16 protein-coding genes are annotated in these 18568 nt (G+C 68.7%); 5 read left to right on the forward strand and 11 right to left on the reverse strand.

The window, feature by feature from the left end; genetic code table 11:
* Nucleotides 1-137: 137 nt before the first annotated feature.
* The 5 genes from ACYVLV_RS02275 to ACYVLV_RS02295 all read right to left on the reverse strand — a co-directional run bounded on the left by ACYVLV_RS02275 (nucleotide 138) and on the right by ACYVLV_RS02295 (nucleotide 4165).
* The gene (locus tag ACYVLV_RS02275) at nucleotides 138-776 is read right to left on the reverse strand and encodes an IclR family transcriptional regulator (RefSeq protein WP_460807362.1); all 639 of its coding nucleotides are present in this window, start codon (nucleotides 774-776) and stop codon (nucleotides 138-140) included.
* 50 nt (nucleotides 777-826) lie between these two features.
* Nucleotides 827-2662: a DEAD/DEAH box helicase gene (locus tag ACYVLV_RS02280; RefSeq protein WP_460807363.1), complete on the reverse strand. Its 1836-nt coding sequence runs from the start codon at nucleotides 2660-2662 to the stop codon at nucleotides 827-829.
* A complete protein-coding gene (locus ACYVLV_RS02285; protein ID WP_460807364.1) occupies nucleotides 2659-2931 on the reverse strand; it encodes a DUF3039 domain-containing protein in 273 nt (90 codons plus the stop codon). Before ACYVLV_RS02285 ends, ACYVLV_RS02280 begins: the two co-directional genes overlap by 4 nt.
* 67 nt (nucleotides 2932-2998) lie before the next feature.
* Nucleotides 2999-3586, reverse strand: a complete 588-nt coding sequence (locus ACYVLV_RS02290) for a YqgE/AlgH family protein (RefSeq protein WP_460807365.1) — start codon at nucleotides 3584-3586, stop codon at nucleotides 2999-3001.
* Between the two features lie 18 nt (nucleotides 3587-3604).
* On the reverse strand, nucleotides 3605-4165 hold the full coding sequence (locus ACYVLV_RS02295) for a hypothetical protein (RefSeq protein WP_460807367.1): 561 nt from the start codon (nucleotides 4163-4165) through the stop codon (nucleotides 3605-3607).
* 176 nt (nucleotides 4166-4341) lie between these two features.
* Here ACYVLV_RS02295 and ACYVLV_RS02300 point away from each other — a divergent pair, with 176 nt between their 5' ends.
* Nucleotides 4342-5091, forward strand: a complete 750-nt coding sequence (locus ACYVLV_RS02300; protein ID WP_460807369.1) for a TetR/AcrR family transcriptional regulator — start codon at nucleotides 4342-4344, stop codon at nucleotides 5089-5091.
* A gap of 21 nt (nucleotides 5092-5112) precedes the next feature.
* Here the strand turns inward: ACYVLV_RS02300 and ACYVLV_RS02305 are convergent, their stop codons facing one another.
* The 4 genes from ACYVLV_RS02305 to ACYVLV_RS02320 form a co-directional block, all read right to left on the reverse strand.
* Nucleotides 5113-6138, reverse strand: coding sequence for a DUF3048 domain-containing protein (locus ACYVLV_RS02305; RefSeq protein WP_460807370.1), 1026 nt, complete (start codon nucleotides 6136-6138; stop codon nucleotides 5113-5115).
* 118 nt (nucleotides 6139-6256) lie between these two features.
* On the reverse strand, nucleotides 6257-7027 hold the full coding sequence (locus tag ACYVLV_RS02310; protein WP_460807372.1) for an SDR family NAD(P)-dependent oxidoreductase: 771 nt from the start codon (nucleotides 7025-7027) through the stop codon (nucleotides 6257-6259).
* Nucleotides 7028-7107: 80 nt separating this feature from the next.
* A complete protein-coding gene (locus ACYVLV_RS02315) occupies nucleotides 7108-10593 on the reverse strand; it encodes an ATP-binding cassette domain-containing protein (protein ID WP_460807373.1) in 3486 nt (1161 codons plus the stop codon).
* Nucleotides 10594-10643: 50 nt separating this feature from the next.
* The gene (locus ACYVLV_RS02320) at nucleotides 10644-11060 is read right to left on the reverse strand and encodes an HIT family protein (RefSeq protein WP_460807396.1); all 417 of its coding nucleotides are present in this window, start codon (nucleotides 11058-11060) and stop codon (nucleotides 10644-10646) included.
* Between the two features lie 76 nt (nucleotides 11061-11136).
* Here ACYVLV_RS02320 and ACYVLV_RS02325 point away from each other — a divergent pair, with 76 nt between their 5' ends.
* From ACYVLV_RS02325 to ACYVLV_RS02335, 3 genes are read left to right on the forward strand one after another with little or no spacing between them, the layout of a single operon-like run.
* Nucleotides 11137-12138, forward strand: a complete 1002-nt coding sequence (locus tag ACYVLV_RS02325) for an endonuclease/exonuclease/phosphatase family protein (protein ID WP_460807375.1) — start codon at nucleotides 11137-11139, stop codon at nucleotides 12136-12138.
* A gap of 51 nt (nucleotides 12139-12189) precedes the next feature.
* The gene (locus tag ACYVLV_RS02330) at nucleotides 12190-14952 is read left to right on the forward strand and encodes an ATP-binding protein (protein WP_460807376.1); all 2763 of its coding nucleotides are present in this window, start codon (nucleotides 12190-12192) and stop codon (nucleotides 14950-14952) included.
* A gap of 4 nt (nucleotides 14953-14956) precedes the next feature.
* Entirely contained in the window at nucleotides 14957-15310 is a 354-nt protein-coding gene (locus ACYVLV_RS02335; protein ID WP_460807377.1) for a response regulator, read from the forward strand.
* A gap of 5 nt (nucleotides 15311-15315) precedes the next feature.
* Here the strand turns inward: ACYVLV_RS02335 and ACYVLV_RS02340 are convergent, their stop codons facing one another.
* Both ACYVLV_RS02340 and ACYVLV_RS02345 read right to left on the reverse strand, forming a co-directional pair.
* Nucleotides 15316-16977 (reverse strand): nuclease-related domain-containing DEAD/DEAH box helicase, encoded by a 1662-nt coding sequence (locus ACYVLV_RS02340; RefSeq protein WP_460807380.1) that lies wholly within the window; start codon nucleotides 16975-16977, stop codon nucleotides 15316-15318.
* Nucleotides 16978-17024: 47 nt separating this feature from the next.
* Entirely contained in the window at nucleotides 17025-17459 is a 435-nt protein-coding gene (locus ACYVLV_RS02345) for a sunset domain-containing protein (protein WP_460807381.1), read from the reverse strand.
* A 138-nt stretch (nucleotides 17460-17597) separates the two neighbouring features.
* Between ACYVLV_RS02345 and ACYVLV_RS02350 the strand changes: the two genes are divergently transcribed.
* A partial coding sequence (locus ACYVLV_RS02350) for a hypothetical protein (RefSeq protein ID WP_460807383.1) occupies nucleotides 17598-18568 on the forward strand: 971 nt, incomplete at its 3' end.

The following is an 18568-nucleotide window of genomic DNA, read 5'->3' on the forward strand; positions in this document are numbered from 1 at the left end:
TCGTGTACCCAGAAACCTACAGAGCATGCGCCGGACGTGGCTACGGTCGCGAGGCCCTGACCGGTCTAGTCACATTTGACTAGACGACGTCCTGTCCGGATACGGACACCGACCGGCCCCATGCGCGCCCCGATTCTTCAGCGCAGCCCGTCGGCCATTCGCGCCGCCGCCGCCACCACCGGATCGACCGCAACCGCGGGATCCAGGTCGCCCATCGTCACGATTCCGATGCTGGCCTCGATCCCTGGAACCCCGAGGACCGGCGCCGCGAGACCCCGGGCTCCCGACTGCAACTCCCCCACCGTCGTGACGTACGTCGGCCCGGAGCCACCGTCACGGCCGAGCAGGATCGCCTTGCCTGCCGCGCCCTGGGCCAACCGGTGGCGCGATCCGATCCGGTAGCTGACGTGGAAGTCGGTCCAGGACGGCTCGACGACGGCTACGGCCAGCCCCTCCTCGCCCTCGGCCACCGTCAGGTGCGCGGTGCAGCCGAGTTGGTCGGCGAGGGCGCGCAGGATGGGCACCGCCAGGTCGCGCAGAACGGGATGGACCGCGGAGGCGAGGTGCAGCACTCCCAGGCCGACGTACAAACGTCCCTGGGCGTCCTTGCGGACCAGCGCATGCTGTTCGAGCGTGGCGACCAGTCGGTAGGCGATGGTCCGATTGACCTCCAACCGGGCGGCCAACTCGGTCACTGACAACCCGCCGGGGTGGCTGGTCAGTTGCTCGAGCGCCAGGAGTCCACGGTGCAGGGTCTGCGAGGTCTCCACGGCCATGGGCTCACCGTAGTCCTGCACGGCGCCTGTTGCCGGTCAGGAGCGGGTGGTCATGAGGTCTTGCGAGCCGCCCAAGCCCGCACGGCGGCGATCCGCGCGTGCAACTGGTCGGCGTTGGCCACAGCAGCGGCCGGGCCACCGCACTCCTTACGCAGAGCCGAGTGGGTGATGCCATGGGGCTGTCCGGTGCGGTGGAACCAGGCCCCGACGAGCCCGTTGAGTTCGCGCCGCAGCACGGCCAGCTGCTCGTGGGTGCTCACCTCGGCCACGGTGTCGGGCTCATGGGTCGACGCCTCGGCGCGTGTACGCCGCTGGGTCCGGGCCCGTTCGCTCTGCCGGTTCTGGAGCAACTCGCGCATCTGGCCGGGCTCGAGGAGTCCGGGGATCCCGAGGAAGTCCATCTCCTCCTCCGAGCCCACCTGGACCTCGCCCTCGTGCCCGAACTCGCCGCCGTCGTAGAGGACCCGGTCGAACCGCGCCTCGGAGCCCAGCGCTTCGAAGGGCAGTCCCTCGTCCTCCCCGGGTCCGTCGTTGGCGGCCTCAGCCTGGGCCATCAGGTCCTTCTCGGCCGCGAAGATGTCGTCCTCGTCGGTGATCGTGCGGCCCAGGACGTGGTCGCGTTCGACCTCGAGTTCCGAGGCGAATCCGAGCAGTCGCGGCACGGAAGGCACGAAGATCGACGCGGACTCGCCGCGGTTCCGGGCCCGGACGAACCGGCCGATGGCCTGGGCGAAGAACAACGGGGTGGACGTGGTCGTCGCGTAGACGCCCACCGCCAGGCGCGGGACGTCGACACCTTCGGAGACCATGCGCACCGCCACCATCCAGCGTTTGTCGCTGGTGGTGAACTCGGTGATCTTCTTCGAGGCAGCCTTCTCGTCCGAGAGCACCACGACCGGCGGCTCACCGGTGATCGAGCGCAGCACCTTGGCGTAGGCACGCGCCGACTCCTGGTCGGTGGCGATCACCATGCCGCCGGCGTCGGGGATGTGGCGGCGTACTTCGGAGAGGCGCTTGTCCGCAGCGGAGAGAACCGAGGGGATCCAGGACCCCGACGGGTCCAGGGCGGTGCGCAGCGCCTGGTTGGTGAGGTCCTTGGTCAGCGGCTCACCCAGCCGGGCGGCGATCTCGTCACCGGCGCGGGTCCGCCACGTCATCTCACCGGAGTAGGCCAGGAACAACACCGGCCGGACCACGTGATCGGCCAGCGCCTGGGCGTAGCCGTAGGTGAAGTCGGGAACACTGACGCGCACCCCGGCCCCCATCTCGGAGGCGGGCGCGTAGGTGACAAACGGGATGGGGTTCACATCGGAGCGGAACGGCGTCCCGGTCAGGGCGATCCGGCGGGTCGCGGGGTCGAAGGCCTCGCGCACCCCCTCGCCCCAGCTCAGCGCATCGCCGGCGTGGTGCACCTCGTCGAGGATGACGAGGGTCTTGAAGCGTTCGGTGCGGATCCGCATGGCCAACGGATTGACCGCGACCCCGGCGTAGGTGACCGCCACCCCCACGAAGTCGCTGGAGATCTTGCCCTTGCCCGCGGAGTACGTCGGATCGATCGGGATCCCGGCCCGCGCGGCGGCCTCGGCCCACTGCAGTTTCAGGTGCTCGGTCGGGGCCACCACGATGATGCGGTCCACGACGCGGCGGCCGAGCAGTTCGGCGGCCAGGGACAGCGCGAAGGTCGTCTTCCCCGCACCGGGGGTCGCGACCGCGAGGAAGTCACGAGGGGAACGTTCGAAGTAGTCCCGCATCGCCGCTGTCTGCCAAGCGCGCAGGGAGGGCGCGGTTCCCCAGGCCGCTCGCTCGGGCCACGCGGGGCTGAGTGCGGGGGTGAGCTCGGGTTCTGCTGCGGGGGCGGAAAGGGCGGGGTCGGTGCCGCCGCTCACTCGCCGTCGCCAGCGGAGTTGTCGTTGATCTCTTCCCAGGCGGCCTTGCAGTCCGGACAGACCGGGAACTTCTCCGGCGAGCGGCTCGGCACCCAGACCTTGCCGCACAGCGCCACCACGGGGGTGCCCATCACCATCGCCTCGGTGAGCTTGTCCTTGTCGACGTAGTGCGAGAACCGCTCGTGATCGCCCTCATCGGTGGGAACGGTGCGTTCCTTCTCGATGACACCGGTCTCGGTGGAGGTGGGAGCAAAACCGATCTGAGTCACGAGGACGAGTTTACGGAAAAACGCCGCTGACGCGAACCAGCGCTCCTCCGGCCACCGTGATGCGACGCTAATTCAGGTCGGGATCCATCGGACGGGTCGAATGCTCGGCCAACTCCCCGGGTTGACGGCGCAGGACCTCACGCCACAGATCACGCACGTCCTCGAGGAAGACGTCGGTCGCGGCCGCCGGGGCGACGTACCAGTGCCCCTGGGCGATCTCGTCCTGCAACTGCCCCTCTCCCCAGCCGGCGTACCCGGCGAAGATCCGCAGACCCTGGACGGCTTCGGCGATCTGCGCCACCGGGGTCTCGAGGTCGAGCAGTCCGAGCCCGCCGATGACCTGACGGAAGCCGGTGCCGTCCAGGCTCGCCGCCATCTCCGGGTCCAGCAGGGCCACGGCCAGGGCGCCGTCGGTCTCGACCGGCCCGCCTTGGAAGAGCACCTCGGGCTCCGCGACGATCTCGGCCCAGTCCCCCAGCACGTCGGCCACCGGCACCACGGTGGGGCGGTTGACCACGACGCCGAGGGCTCCCTCGTCGTTGACGTCCAGTAGGAGGACGACCGCTGCACTGAAGTTGGGGTCGAGCAACTCAGGGGTGGCCAACAGCAGCGACCCGGGGGCGATCGCTGCCGTTGACCGCTCGCTCTCGTCCATGCTCCCCATCATGACGGATCAGGCCGCGAGCACCGCCCGGAGCCGCTCGATCAGGGAGGGCTGGCTGACGGGCAGCTCGACGGGCGACTCGACGGGCGACTCGACGGGCGACTCGACGGGGGCAGAACGGTGCCGTGCGCGGGCTGCGGCCTCGATCCGAGCGCCGACGGGTACGGCGGTGGCGTCGTGGGCGCTGGCCCGGCCTGCCATCACCGCGAGCAGGATGTGCTCCTTGGCGGTGGCCTTGGTCATGGCGGCGCCCATGGCCTCGTCCAGCGGCTCTGCGCGGTACCGGTCCAGCAGGATGCGCACCCCGGGCATCTCGTCCACGGCCTCGCCCCAGGCTTGGGTGACGGCGGCACCCAGATCCAACGGCTGGTCCATCAACTCACGCTCGATGTTCCCCGACAGACGGGTGTGCCACTTCAGTTGCAGGGCCGCGAGCAACGACATTTCGTCGCCGAAGGTCTCGGCAACCCCCTCGACGTCCATGGGAAGGATCCCGTCCCGGCGCACGTTGGAGGTGGTGATCACCGTGCGCAGAATCTCGCCGCGGTTGTGGAAGGACTTCCAGGTCATGGTCAGCTCCTTGCTTGGTCGAACTCGCACGACGTAACCGAAGTTGGTTACATACCTTGAGTACGTACTAAGGGTATGGAACCGACCATCGGATATTCAACTATCGACCTGGTGATCCTGACCACCTGGGACACGGTGTGTCGCAGGCCACGTGGGGGCCGCTTAAGATCGGGGCCATGGCGAAGTCTTCGGTCAGCAAACTCGTGCCCAAAGTGCCGAAGGTCCCCTCCGTCCCCGGCGCCAGTCGGCGTGCGGCGTACTCCGCCTCCACCAAGCGGGCCCTCGTCGAGGTCGCCGAGGTTCTGTTCACCGACAACGGCTACGCCAACACGTCCTTGGACAACATCGTCGCGGGCGCCCAGGTCACCAAGGGCGCGCTCTATCACCACTTCTCCGGAAAACAGGCGCTCTTCGAGTCGGTCTTCGAACGCATCGAGGCCCAGGCGGCCAAGACGATCCAGAAGTCCATCAAGAACAAGAAGGACCCCTGGCTCAAGGCCCAGGCCGGGCTGGGGGCGTTCCTCGCGATCGTCCAACAGCCTCGTTACCGGCGGATCGTCATCCAGGAGGGTCCGGCCGTCCTGGGGTACGAACGCTTCCGTGAGCAGGAGGAGCGCTCGACCTACGCCCTGGTCGTCGAGATCGTACGAAGCATCCTGTCCGCCGGTACCTGGGAGTTGGAGGAGGAGATGCTCCACACCTTCGCCCGGATCTTCTTCGGCACCCTCTCCTCAGCCGGTGAGGTGGTGGCCACCGCCGAGGATCCGGAGATGGCCGCTCAGCGGGTCGAGACCGCGATCGGTTTCCTCATCTCCGGCGTCCAGTCGCTGGTCGAGAGTGGAGCCGAACTCCCTGCGTTGCTCACCGTCATGGACAGGGCCGGCCCCCACCTCGGGTCACCCTCGCTCGACGACGACGAGAGCTGAGTTCTCGCCGGGCCCGGAGGCTCACTCGTAGGTGACCGAGCCAAGTTCCTGGGGGATCAACTCGATCCAGACTCGCCCGGCCGGGATCGCCAGGTCGGCCGCATCGGTGCCCAACCAGATCGTGGAGTCGAGCCCGTCCTTGCGCCAGGTCGCCTCCACCGCCTTGCCGTCGTGGAACAGGGTCGCCTCGCCGCGACCCACGAACCTCGTCTCGGGCACCTTGTTCCCGGCCGGGTCCAGGTAGCCGGCGTCGCCGACCTCGACCCGAAGGACCAGGACACTGTCGGCGCGGAAGGCGTCACCCTCGGCGGCGAAGGAGTTGGTGTTGACGTAGCCACCGTCTGCGTAGGACCACCGACTCGTGCGGGCACCGGAGAAGGTCACCGCGATCGAGGATGCGGGCTTCCCCGCTGGGAGCTTCGCCTTCCTGGGGCCCCACGGGAGGTAGTCGTCAGGTCGTTCACGCTTTGCCAGACGCTCGGCGACGACCTCGTCGAGCCTCGCCATGAGGTTGTACGGCGCTCGCCGGGCCGGGTCTCGGAAGAACCCGGTGGATCCCTCGGTCAGAAAGTCGATCCCGGCGTCGGTGATGCGCGTCTTGGTGATGGCAGCGGCTCCGCTGGTGACCACGTCGGCCGCTGCCGGGGCGACGATGCCGATGTCGCTGGCGCGCATCGATCGCACCGGACCGACCTCGTCGGGGATCTGGGAGTAGTAAAAGACCGCCAGTCGGGTCACCCCACCCTCGACGAGTTCCTCCACGACCAGGTCGGCCGCACGCAGTCCGGCCTGGGGAGCACTGCCCTCGGTGTTGTCGATCTTGGTGACCACCACCGGATGCCGCAGCGCGGAGGAGCGTCCGTTGCGGACCGGGAGCCCGGTCAGGGGCCAGGCCAGGGCATCGGCCGGGGTGCCGTCGGGGCGGGTGGCGTCGGTGGTCGGTCTCGCTGAGACCGCTGCGTCATCGCCCGTCCCGCAGGCGGCCAGACCGCTCAACAGCGTGGCGCACGCCACCAGGACGACCGGGAACCTGCGTGACTGCGACACCGGGTGGGCTCCGATCGGACGGGCGGGAGTCTCCAGTGTGACGCGAGCCGACACGCGGAGCCGTCAGTTCGGACGGTTCCGCGTGTCGGCCCGTGGTGATGCTGGGTCGGTCAGGTGATCAGCCGAGCTTGGCGCCACCGTCGACGTACAGCGTCTGTCCGGTGATGTAGGACGCCTCGTCGCTGCACAGGAACGCAGCCGCGGCTGCGATGTCCTCGGGAAAGCCCACCCGCTTGACGGGGTTGGCCTCGGCGTTGAGAGCCCGGAACTCGTCCACGTCCATCTTCAGGCGCGCGGCCGTCGCGTCGGTCATCTCGGTGGCGATGAAGCCGGGCGCGATGGCGTTGGCGTTGATCCCGAACGGGCCGAGCTCGATGCCCAGGGTGCGGGTCAGGCCCTGCACGCCCATCTTGGCCGCGGAGTAGTTGGCCTGGCCGCGGTTGCCCAGCGAGGAGACGCTGGAGAGGTTCAGGATCTTGCCGTACTTCTGGTCCACGAAGTGCTTCTGAGCGGCCTTGGTCATGTTGAAGGCGCCCCGCAGGTGCACGTTCATGACCAGGTCCCAGTCCTCCACGGTCATCTTGAACAACAGGTTGTCGCGGGTGATGCCCGCGTTGTTGATCAGCACGTGGATCCCACCGAGCTCGCTGACGACGCGCTCGACGGCGGCGTTGGCGGCTTCGGAGTCGGACACGTCGCAGGCGATGCCGACGTGCTTCGCACCGTCACCGGCGACCGGAAGCTTCGCTGCGGCCTCGGCGGCCTTGGCCTCGTCGAGGTCGAGGATGGCGACGGAGGCGCCCTCCTCGGCGAACCTCGTCGCCGTTCCGAAACCGATGCCCTGTGCGGCTCCGGTGATGACCGCAACCCGTCCGTCGTACCGACCCATGGTGTCTCCCTGTCGTGTGTCTGCTCGTGTGTCTGTCTGTGTTGCTGTCTCGATGGTCCGAGGGAGAGCCTATCGAGGGGTCATCCGGCCAGATGAGCCCACTCGGACTCGAGCTCGGCCCAGGGCCCGGTGGCCGCGACCCTGCCTTCGATCAGGACCACCACCCGGTCGGCCCGGGCCAACGCAGAACGCTTCGTGGTGGACCCGATGACCGTCGAGCCGCGGGCCCGCAGGGACTCCCACAGCTCGACCTCGGTGGTCGCGTCGAGCGCGGAGGAGACGTCGTCGGCCACCAGGAGTTCGGCGTTCGCGGCCAGCGCACGAGCCAGGGCCAGTCGCTGGACCTGACCACCCGAGAGTCGTACGCCGCGGTGACCCACCAGGGAGTCGACCCCACCGGCGTCGGCGACGTCGCGGCCCAGTCGGGCATGGGCCACAGCCTGCTCGACGTCCCGGTCGTGGTCGAGCCGGATGTTGTCCACGAATCGTCCGGAGAGCACCCGGGGGACCTGGGCGACGTAGGCGACCCGTCCGGGACGCAGGAAGCTCTGCGGGTCCTCGACCTCGTGGGCGTTCCAGCGCAGGTGGCCGGTGTAGGTCACCAGTCCCGACAGAGCCCGGAGCAGGCTGGACTTGCCCGATCCGATCTGACCCAGCAGCAGCACCAGCTCGCCCCGATGGACGACGAGGTCGATGTTGCTGACCCCGATGGTCCCGTCGTCGTGCACGGCGCTGAAGCCCGTCAACTCCACCGCCCGCAGCGGATCGTGGGCGGGAACGATCGAGGGGGGCGCCTGCCCGGTGACGAGGTCGAGCCCCTCGGGCAACTCCATCAGGTCCGCTCCCCCTGCGAACTGGCTGGTCGCCTGCGCCCAGGCCCGGGTGCCGGGGGCCTCAGTGATGACCGACCCGGCCACCCGGCCGAACCAGTCGAACCCGGCCACCGCTCCAGAGACCAGCAGGGCGGTGGCCAGCCCCCACCCGTCGACGAGGTAGACCGTCCAGGCCAGCACCACCGCGGTCTGCACCAGGACGACCGGGACCCCGTCGAGCAGGGCCTGCACCCGGTGTTCGCGGACCGCGGCGTCGACGCGGCCGTCGTCGACCCGGCGTAGGTGGGCGTGCACGTCATCGGTCGCGGCCGCCAACTTCACCGTGCGCACCGAGTCCAGGGCGGAGACCAGGGACCGTCCGAAGGTTGCGCGGGCTGTGGAGGCGGCGGCCGCGGAGCGACCCGCCACCGGTGAGCCGAAGGCCGAGGCCAGGGCCGTGACGGCCATGACCGAGAAGAGGAGCAACCCAGCGATGGCACTGCCGCTGATCAACGTGGTGATGACCACGACGGCGAGTCCGTTCACGACATCGACCCAGCGGTCGGCGTAGCGGGCGTAGCGGTCGGCGTCCATGGCCCGGGCCACCACCTCGCCGGGCGGCGTCGGCGGCAGCCGGTGTTGGGCGGTCTGGCCGAGCAACACGCTGGCCCGGACCCGCAGCATCACCGCGATCCACCATCGCGGGTAGAGCGCGATGGCCCAGGCCAACAGGAGCGGTGCGGCCATGAGCGAGGCGATGACTCCGGCGAGCAGCAGCAGCGGTCGACCCCCCTGCTGAAGGTCGACGATGAGGTGTCCCCACATCCAGCCGGTGATGGCGCCGTACGACCCGGCGAGCGAGACCCCGAGGAAGAGAGCCACGCTCCCCAGTCCCCAGGCGGGGTGGATCCGCAGCGCGTGCCAGATCCCCCGCGACAACCGGGGACCGGAGCCCACCTCGATCGGAGGTGGTGGGGTGCTGACGCGGCGCACCGCACCGACCCTGGTCTCGACCGCAGAGTCCCCCTGCCAGGCGGACACCTCGGGATCGACGTGATCGGAGGCGCGCAGCAGATCCAGGAACGGACCGGGCGTCGTGGCCAACTCCAGGCGGGGGCCCTGCTGCACGATGCGACCCGCCTCCAGGACGGCGACCTGATCGGCGCGAGCGGTCGTGGTGAGCCGGTGCGCGATCAGGAGTCCGGTCCGCCCGGCCAGCAGCCGCTGGGAGGCGGCGACCACGCGACTCTCGGTGACCGGGTCCATCCGCGCGGTGGCCTCGTCGAGCACCACCACGCGCACCTCTCGCACGAGCAGGCGGGCGAAGGCGACCAGTTGCTCCTCCCCCGCCGACAGGCTGGTGCCGCTGGGACCCAGCAGGGTGTCGAGCCCGTCGGGCAACCCAGCCACCCAGTCGGTGATACCGAGCTCGTCGATCGCGTGCTGCAGGCGTTGTCGGGGCAGGTCGGCGAAGAGCGCGATGTTCTCGGCGAGGGTGCCGGCCAGGATCTCGGTGCGTTGGGTGACCACCCCCACGGCCGAGCGGAGTGCATGCAGGTCCAGGTCCAGGACGTCGCGCCCGCCGAGGAACACGGTCCCCGCCTCGGGGTCGACCGCACGGGAGACCAGGGAGGCGAGGGTCGACTTGCCGGACCCACTGCGGCCCACCAGGGCGCAGGTCGTCCCCGCGGGCACCGACAGGCTGACGTCCTGGAGCGCGAAGGTCCCCTCGTCGTAGGCGAAGCGGAGATCACGCAGCTCGAGGTCGAGCGCTCGCCCAGGGAGGTCCTCCCCACCGAGGGGTTCGGGGTCGACGGCGAACAGCCCACGAAGGCGGATGAGCGCACCCACACCGGCCTGCAGATCGGGGATGTGTTGAGCGACGCGGTCGATCTGACCCACGAAGGTCGTGGTGACCAGGAAGAGGGTGACCAGCGAGGCGACCGACTGCCGCCCCTCGCTGACCAGGAGGACACCGACGATCGCCACGACGGCCAGGACCCCGTGGAGCACCAGCCCGGTCCGGCGGGTGATGCGTGCTTCGAGGGAGACGACCTCGGCGAAGCGGGCGTGCACCGTGGCCGACAACTCGGCGCAGCGGCGTACGAGGTAGGACTGGCCCAGGCTCGTGCGCAGGTCGTCCCGCGCGGCCACACCCTCCTCCATGGCTGCCGCGTGATCGGTCCAGGCCATCTCTTCGATCACCTTCCGTTCGGCCAGGACACCGAGCAGCGGGCGGATGGCCACCACTACCGCACCCACCGCGACCGGGAAGAGCAACCACGCCGGCCACCAGGTCAGACCGGCGACGATCAGCAGCGGCCCCGAAGCGAGGACCAGTCGAATGACCATCCAGGCGTTCTGGCGCAGCAGGGTGCCGATCTCGTGGGTGTCGTCGTCGACCCGGTCGAGGATCTCCCCCACTGCTTGTTCGCTGAGCCCGGTCAGCGGCTGATGCAGCACGGAGTCGAGCAGGTCGGCGCGCAGCCGACCCTCGGCGCGGTCCACTCCGACGGTCCACAGGGTCCGGCCGAGGACGTCGAGGACTGCGGCACCGATCAGCGCCACGGCCAGGAACAGCACCAGCATCCCGGTGGGGTCGGCGGCCAGCCGCCCGGCCGCCACCGCTCCCAGCGCCTGGCCCACTCCGGCCAGGGCCGAGGCCACCAGGGCCCAGCAGGCGCCCCGACCCCTCAGCCGGCGCCAGTCCACGCTTCGCTGGGGTTCCGCCACGTCGACCCGAGTCTTCGTCATCGTCACCACACGGAGAAAGGTACGACGAGCCGCCGACAGGTTGCACCTGCTTATCCGGGCGCCTGCACCACGTCCCGCAACCGGGCGGCGTACTGCGCCCGCTCGCCGTCGGCGTACTTCGTGCGGGGCCAGAAGAAGCCCCGCAGGCCGTCGCCCTTGGTCCGGGGCACCACGTGCAGGTGCAGGTGCGGGACCGACTGGCTCACGGTGTTGTTGATCGCCACGAAGCTCCCCTGGGCGCCGAGGTCGACCACGGCCGCGGCCAGTCGCTGGGCGGCTTCGAGAAATCCGTCGCGCTCATCGGCTGGGAGGTCGGGCAGGGTCACGTGGTGTTCGCGGGGCACCAGCAACACGTGCCCCTTGAACACCGGGCGCTGGTCGAGGAAGGCCAGCACCTGCGGCTCGTCGAGGACCAACTCAGTCTCGGTCTCGCCGGCGATGATGGAGCAGAACACGCAGTCGGTCATGGCCGTCATGCTGACAGAGCGTAGGTACTGTTCTACCTGCTCCCCCGTCACACGATCAGCTCTCGAGGACCACCCGTTGACGTTCCCCCCACCCCTCGCCCGGGTGCTCGTTCCCGTGCTGCTTGTGCTCGGGCTCCTTCTCCCAGCCACTCCGGCCACCGCGTCATATCCCGGCTCCTCCGGCCACCGGGAACCACCGAAGGTCGGCATCGCCACCTTCAACGTGTTGCGCACCCTGGAGCCGAACCAGGCCCGCAAGGACGTCCGGCGACTGCTGGGTGACAAGCAGATCTCCGTCATCGGCTGGCAGGAGGCCGACGCCCGCCACTGGCCCCGGATGCTGCGTCGGCTCTCCGGTCGGAAGTGGGATACCGCGTACTTCCCGGGCCGCGGAGCCGGCGGGCAACCCATCTCGTGGCGCACCGACCGATTCCGGCTCATCTCCTCCGACTCGGTCTTCATGCATCCCGGCGCCAGCGCTAGACACACCTCGCAGCCCTACGGGGCGAAGGCGGCGACCCGGGTGGTGCTGCAGATGAAACGCACCCCCTTCCGCACGTTCACGATCATCAACGCCCATCTGGCTCCCTACGCCGAGAGGCTGAACCGGCCCGGACGCCCTCGGCCGAACATCAACGCTCGCCACGCTCGCCGCTACATCACCGGGCTCCGCCGGATGTTCCTGAACTCTCCGGGGTACTTCGTCGCGGGCACGGGCGACTTCAACTTCAGCTATATCGGGGATCGTCAGAAGCGACCGACGGGGTTCATGCGCCGTCAGTTCCGTGGGGTGGCGACGTCGTCGTACCAAGCCCTGGGGACCCGGGGGCTGAAGCCCACCCATGTGGGCACCGACCGGTTCATCGACTACGTATTCCTCGCCGACCGGCGCCGCGGCCAGATCCGCTTCGGGCGCCAACGGGTGGTGGAGGGCCTGCGGTCCGATCACCGTGCGCTGGTCGTGCGGCTCAAGTTCGTCGACCCGCCGTCTCGACGCCATCACGTGCGGCAGACCAGTGCCCGACGCCAACAAGGGCGTCCGATTAAAAGCCGTATGGAACTGATGATTCCGGGCTAGACCTGCGCCTATTTCGCGATCGCGATCGCCGATCGCTGATTGGATCGAGCGATGGCTGTTGATGGACCCTCTCGGGACCCCATGTTCGACTGTCCGGGGGAGATGAGCGAACGGCTCTCATCCCTGGATTGGTCCGGCACGCCGCTGGGTCCGATCGATCAGTGGCCGCAGAGTCTGCGCACCACGGTGGCCATCCTCCTGCGCAGCCGCTTCCCGATGATCCTGTCGTGGGGCGAGGAGTTCGTGATGCTTTACAACGATGCCTACATCCCCGTGTTGGGCACCAAGCATCCCGATGCCCTCGGGAGCACGCTGGCGATCGAGTTCGCCGAGATCTGGGACGAGATCGGGCCCATGCAACGCTCGGTCCTCAACGGCGAGGGCGCGACGTTCCACGAGGATCTGGGCCTGGTGATCGAGCGCGGCTCGGGGCCCGAGGAGAACTTCTTCACCTTCTCCTACTCCCATGTGCCGAGCGAGGAGGGATCGGGCGGCGTACTGGCCGTGCTGGCTATGACGACCGGGAAGGTGGTGGCGGCACGCCGGCTCTCCCTTCTCAACGCCCTGTCCGCCCACGCCGCCTCCGTGAACGACGTCGAGCAGGCGGTGACGTTGACGATGGCCGAGTTGGGCGAGGCGACCGCGGATCTGACCCATGGTTCGCTGTTCGTGCTGGAGGACTCGGCGCTGGTGTCGGTCGCTGACTTCGGCGAGATCCCCTCGGACTGGCCCACGACGTTGGATCCGGATGACCCCGTGGTCGAGGAGGGCGCGACCCCACGGGTTCCCATCCGCCTGATGACCGGGGACGACACCGCAGCCCTGCTGTTGCTCGGCCCGCATCCGCTGCGGCCGCTGGACGAAGGCCATCGGCGGTTCCTCGACCTCGTCGGAGAGCAGGTTCGTCAGGCACTGGTCCTGTCCGACGCTCGCGCCAAAGAACGGGCCCGGCTCAAGGCGCTGGCCGAGATCGACGCCGCGAAAACCGCCTTCCTGTCGAATGTCAGCCACGAGTTCCGTACGCCGCTAACCCTCATCCTGGGTCCCCTCGAAGACGCCATCAACGAGCAGCGCGGGGTGGTGGCACCCGACGAGTTGGACTCCATGCATCAGAGCGCCCACCGGTTGCTCCGCATGGTGAACGGCCTGCTCGATGTGGCCCGGATGGAAGCCGGCACCCGCGCGGTCGACCGCGAACATGTCGATGTCGCGGAGCTGAGTAAGGATCTACTCAGGCCCTTCGAGGCGGCCGCGGTCCGCAGTGGCCTGACGCTGGAGGTGCACCTCGACCCGGAGCTCGGCTCCGTCGAGACCGATCCTCGGCTGTGGGAGACGATCCTGCTCAACCTCACCGCCAATGCGGTGAAGTACACGATGGTCGGATCGGTCCAGGTGACGGTCGCTCGTGTGGACCGGACGACGGTGATCCGGGTGGTCGACACCGGGATCGGCATTCCCGCCGAGGATCTCCCCAAAGTCTTCGACCGCTTCCACCGGGTTCAGGGGCGCGAGGCCCGCAGTATCGAGGGCACAGGTCTGGGGTTGGCCCTGGTCCAGGACGCGGTCGGTTCACTCGGCGGAGAGGTGTCGGTGTCGTCGAGCCCGGGCGAGGGCACCACCTTCGAGGTGCGGCTGCCGGTCCGTGAGAGCGAGATCGCCCCGTCCCCGATCACCTCTCCATCCGAGGCACACGTCCGCTCCGTCTCGGTCGCAAACGCCCTGGCCCGCGAGATCGTGCCCGAGACCGATCCCGCGGATCTGGCGCCCGCTTCCGATCCGGAGGGGTCTGGTCCCTGCATCCTGGTCGTGGACGACAACGTCGGCATGCGAGCCAGGCTGGTCGGCGTGTTGAGCCCGATGGGACGCGTCATCACGTGCGTCGACGGGCAGGATGCGTTGGAGACCATGGGTCGCGAGACGGTCGACCTCGTGATCACCGACGTGATGATGCCCCGACTGGACGGTCTGGGCCTGCTGAAGGCAATCCGGGCCTCCGAGGACCTGGCCTCGACACCGGTGCTGCTGCTGTCGGCCCGAGCCGGCGCAGAGGCCGCAACGGAGGCTCTCGAGGCCGGAGCCGACGACTACGTGGTCAAGCCCTTCACGCGGACGGAACTACTCGCGCGGGCCCGCGCCAACCTCGAACTCTCGACACTTCGCCAAGCACAGGCCGCGGCACTGGCACGCAACACCATGCTGGCCGGAGTCAGCCACGACATGCAGACGCCACTATCGGTTGTCACCTCGTCGCTGGAGATGCTCTCCTCCGACAAGCTCCCCGGTCCGATGCGCGAGAAGATCGGGTACCGCGCCCGGTTGCGGGCCGACCAACTCGATCGGCTGGTTCGCCAGTTCCTCGACTGGTCCCGGCTCTCGGCGGGGAGTCCGCTGCTACCCCACGTGGCCGAGCACGATCTGGTGCAACTCGTCGGTCGAGTGACCGATCACTACGACTCGGTGGAAGTCACGTCACCCGAGGCCGCATCAACGATGTGCGACCTGAGGCGGACCGAGCAGATTCTGCACAACCTCATCATCAACGCCCAGCGCGCTGCCCGTAGCCGGGTGGAGGTGCGGCTGGTGCCACAGGACGCGGGCTACGACATCGAGGTGCATGACGACGGACACGGCGTCGATCCCGCCGTGCTTCCGCGTCTCTTCTCGGCGTTCGGCCCGTCGGCCAACGGAGGCGGAAACGGTCTGGGTCTCCATGTCTCCCGAGAGGCCGCTCGGGCCCAGGGTGGGGACCTGGTCCTAGGCTTGAGCCAGACCACGGGTTCCGTGTTCGTCCTCCACCTGAGATCCGAGGCGTGAAGCCGTGCAGCTCCTGATCGCCGACGACGACGAGGACGTCCGCTTCATGGTGTCCATGCTCCTGCGCGAAGAAGGCTGGCAGGTCAGCTCCACATGCAGCGGCCGAGAGACCAATGAACTGCTGGCGACCTCGACCTTCGATGCGCTCATCTTGGACCTCAATATGCCCCCGGGCTCCGGCCTCGAAGTGCTCGAGTCGCGCAGATCCATGGGCGACACGACTCCGGTGATCCTCTTCAGTGGTTTCGTCACCGCCGAGACCCGCCTCGACGCCGAGCGGCTAGACGCGACGGTCCTCGAGAAGACAGACATCATGAAGTTGGGCGAGGTCGTCGCCCAGTGCCTGGCCGCTCGCTGAGCCAACTACGCGGGCAGGCGCAAGCGGTTCGCGACAACGTCGCCCCCGACGCGGCGTACGACCTGGGGATCTCCGACCACGATCAGCACGTCGGTCGCCCGGGACATGCCGACGTAGAGACGCTCCCGGGCCCGGTCCCGCACCCCTGCCTCGTTGACGCACAACACCACAGCGGCTCGTTCGAGGCCCTTGGACCCCAGAACGTGGCCGTAGAAGACGTCGTCGCCCTCCCAGAAGGAACGCCAGTACCCCACCGGTCCGTGCCGGTCGACCTGGGCCTTCTGCTCGGGGTGCCGGTGACCGGTGGTGAGCAGGCAGATCTTCGCGGGGTCCCAACCCTGGTCGAGGAGCTGTTCGACCTGGTCGTCCGCGACATCGAGGGCCTCATCGCTGGATGCCGCCACGAAGCCGACATCGGCTCCTTCGCCCCCGCGGGGCTGCATCCGGGTGGGAGCCAGCGGCCCGAAGCAGTCATAGATCTGCTTGGTGTTGCGCAGGTTGTGGTCCAGCACCAGCGGTAAAAGCTCGACCGGAGGTCGCCCGAATCGCGCGAAGAGCCGCTGGTTCTCGTCAGAGAAGACGAACACACCGCCCTCCTCCTCATCGCGCAAGGCCCCGAGCACCGACTCCCACCAGGAGTCGGCGAAGTCCTGCGCCTCATCGACCACCACCGAGTCGAAGCGATGACCCGGCGTCAGCTCCTGCGCCTTCTCCGCCATCAGTCGCGGCAGCTGGCGCTCCCAGAAGTCGCTGTCATCACGGGTCCCCATCTCGATCCCCCACTGTCGGCCGAGCTCCTCGTAGGTGCCGACGAAGGCGGGGCGTTGCTTGCGGGGCCAGCTGGAGGTCTCCCGTTTGAGGAATTCCGCCAGTCCGATCGAATAGCACAGCAACGCCACCCGCTCCGAGCGCTGCCCCTCCCCCCGCCCACAGGTGAGGTCCTTCGCCTTCTGCAGAGCCAGCACGGTCTTGCCGCTGCCGGCCCCACCGCGCACCTCCACCCGGCGCAACAACCGGGTCACCTGGAGGATGAACATCTGCTCCTGGGTGAGCCGATCCGCCGACGAGGCGCGCTCCTCGGCGTCGGCGTTGATGTCGTAGGACGTGTGGTGCCGTCCACCCAGAATCTCGACGATGAGGTCGATGTCGGCGTGGTTGGGGGTGGGATGGTCGTGAGCCAACCCCCACCCGTTGTCCCGGACGCGCTCGGCGAGGTTCTCCTGGTCGTGCCGATCGTGGAGGGCCCAACGTGGAAGGTCAGGGACCGAGAAGTCGTTGCCCAGCACGGAGTGCGGCAGGACGACGCCGTGGGACCAGGCGACGTGACCACGCCCGCCCCATCTCGGGTCGTGCTCGACGTAGGTGCGCAGGGCGTACTTGGCGTCACGGGCCTGATCCACCGGGTAGCACCGCTGGTCCTCGGCCCGCCGGATCCACCACCCCGACTCGTTGTGCCAGACCGCCCCGCCCTTCACCTCGAGAATCAGGATCCCCGCCTCGGGGATCAGGACGACCAGGTCGGCCTCGTGGTCCTTGGTCTGGTCGGTGAGCCGGAGGTTGGCCATCAACACGCAGTCAGACGGCAGAGAGTCGCGGAGTCGCTCCCACACCTCGCGTTCTGAGGACGTGGCGAAGGTGGGCTCTTCGGGTACGCAACGGGCGGGCATGGCCGGGACCCTAGTGGCCGGCGCCGACGGTGCGGTGGCTCAGCGCCTCACTGCGAGTCGGAGGGGCTGTAACCGGCCGCCTCCGCGTCCGCTGCGGAGGCGAAGCACTCCTGTGCCCTGGTGTCTCCGTACTCCGCAAACCCCGGACGGTAGTAGATCCGATCCCCGCTGTCGGCGGTCTCGCCCTTCACCCGCGCACCCTTCGGACACCGACCCGCACCGACGGGCGCCACCGCAGGCTCGGCGGCTGTCGTGGGGGTGGGCGCCGGGGTCGGGGTCGGGGTCGGGCTGAGCGTCGGGGTCGGCGTGAGCGTCGCTGTGGGTTCGACTGTCGGCGAGGCAGGCGGTGCCGCAGGCGTGGTGTCAGCGCGGGGCGAAGACTGGTCGACCGGCGCAGTGTCCTCGCCGCCGGAGAACAACAAGAACCCGACCACGACCATGGTCGCGAGAGCCAGGACGGTCACCACCCGACGTTCGGTCATCATCAGAGGGCCAGGCCGTCGGTCATGGAAGAGACAGTAGAGGCGAGAGCGGCCGCCCCCGATCATCGTCCGCGGTGCGGCGCGAAGTCGGTGAAAAGACTCTTGACGGTCGAACACCAGTTCGCATACCATAGAACCATGCTGCAACCCAACAACGTCCCACCCAGTGAGCGCGACGCCTGCGCCACCCTGGCCGCGTTGGAGCAGAATGTCACCACCCGCCGACAGTGCGAGGTCGACGACCTCCACCTCGTCCTGCACTGGGCCGACCTCCACTCCGCAGGTGAACCCGACTTCCACCGCCCCCGCCAACGCGGCCAAGCACGCCTGATCGAATGCGCCGGCGACGGCGCCCCCGGCGTCTCCGACCTCGCCATGAGTGAACTCGGCATCGCCCGCAGCTGCCACACCCACGCCGCCAGATCCATCACCGCCGACGCCCTGGACCTGCGCCACCGACTCCCCCACGTCTTCTCCGTATTGAAGGACCTCCGCGCCGAAGTCTGGGTCGGCCGCAAGATCGCCAAGATGACCCGCCACCTCGACCAAGACCTCGTCAGCCTCGTCGACCACGCCGTCGCCGAAGCCCTCATCGGACACTCCCCCGCCCGCGTCTTCGAAGTCTGCGAAGCGAAAATCATCGAAGCCGACCAAGCAGCCCACGCCGCCCGCATCGAAGAACAACTCAAAAAACGGTTCGTCGGCCTCACCCGACCCAACTGCTACGGCATGCAATCCCTCATCGCCCGCAACCCCACCGGCGACACCGACGACCTCATCACCATCATCAACGACGTCGCCGACGCCCTCGCCCCCCGCATCGAATACGAGGGCTGCAGCCGCGACGAACTCCGCGCTGAGGCCCTCACCTGGCTCGCCCGCCCCGAAGACGTCCTCCAACTCCTCAACCCCACCCCACCGGAAGAGGAACCGGATACCTCCGGAGGCCGCGCCCCGGGCCGGAAACGGAAGCCCGCGATCGTCTACGTCCACCTCCACCAAGCCGCCCTCGAAGGCGGCGACCACGGCATCGCCCGCGTCGAAGAACTCGGACCCCACACCCTGGCCCAACTCCGACGACTCCTCGGCCACCGCGACGTCGCCATCAC

This window comes from Nocardioides salsibiostraticola (genome assembly GCF_054783655.1).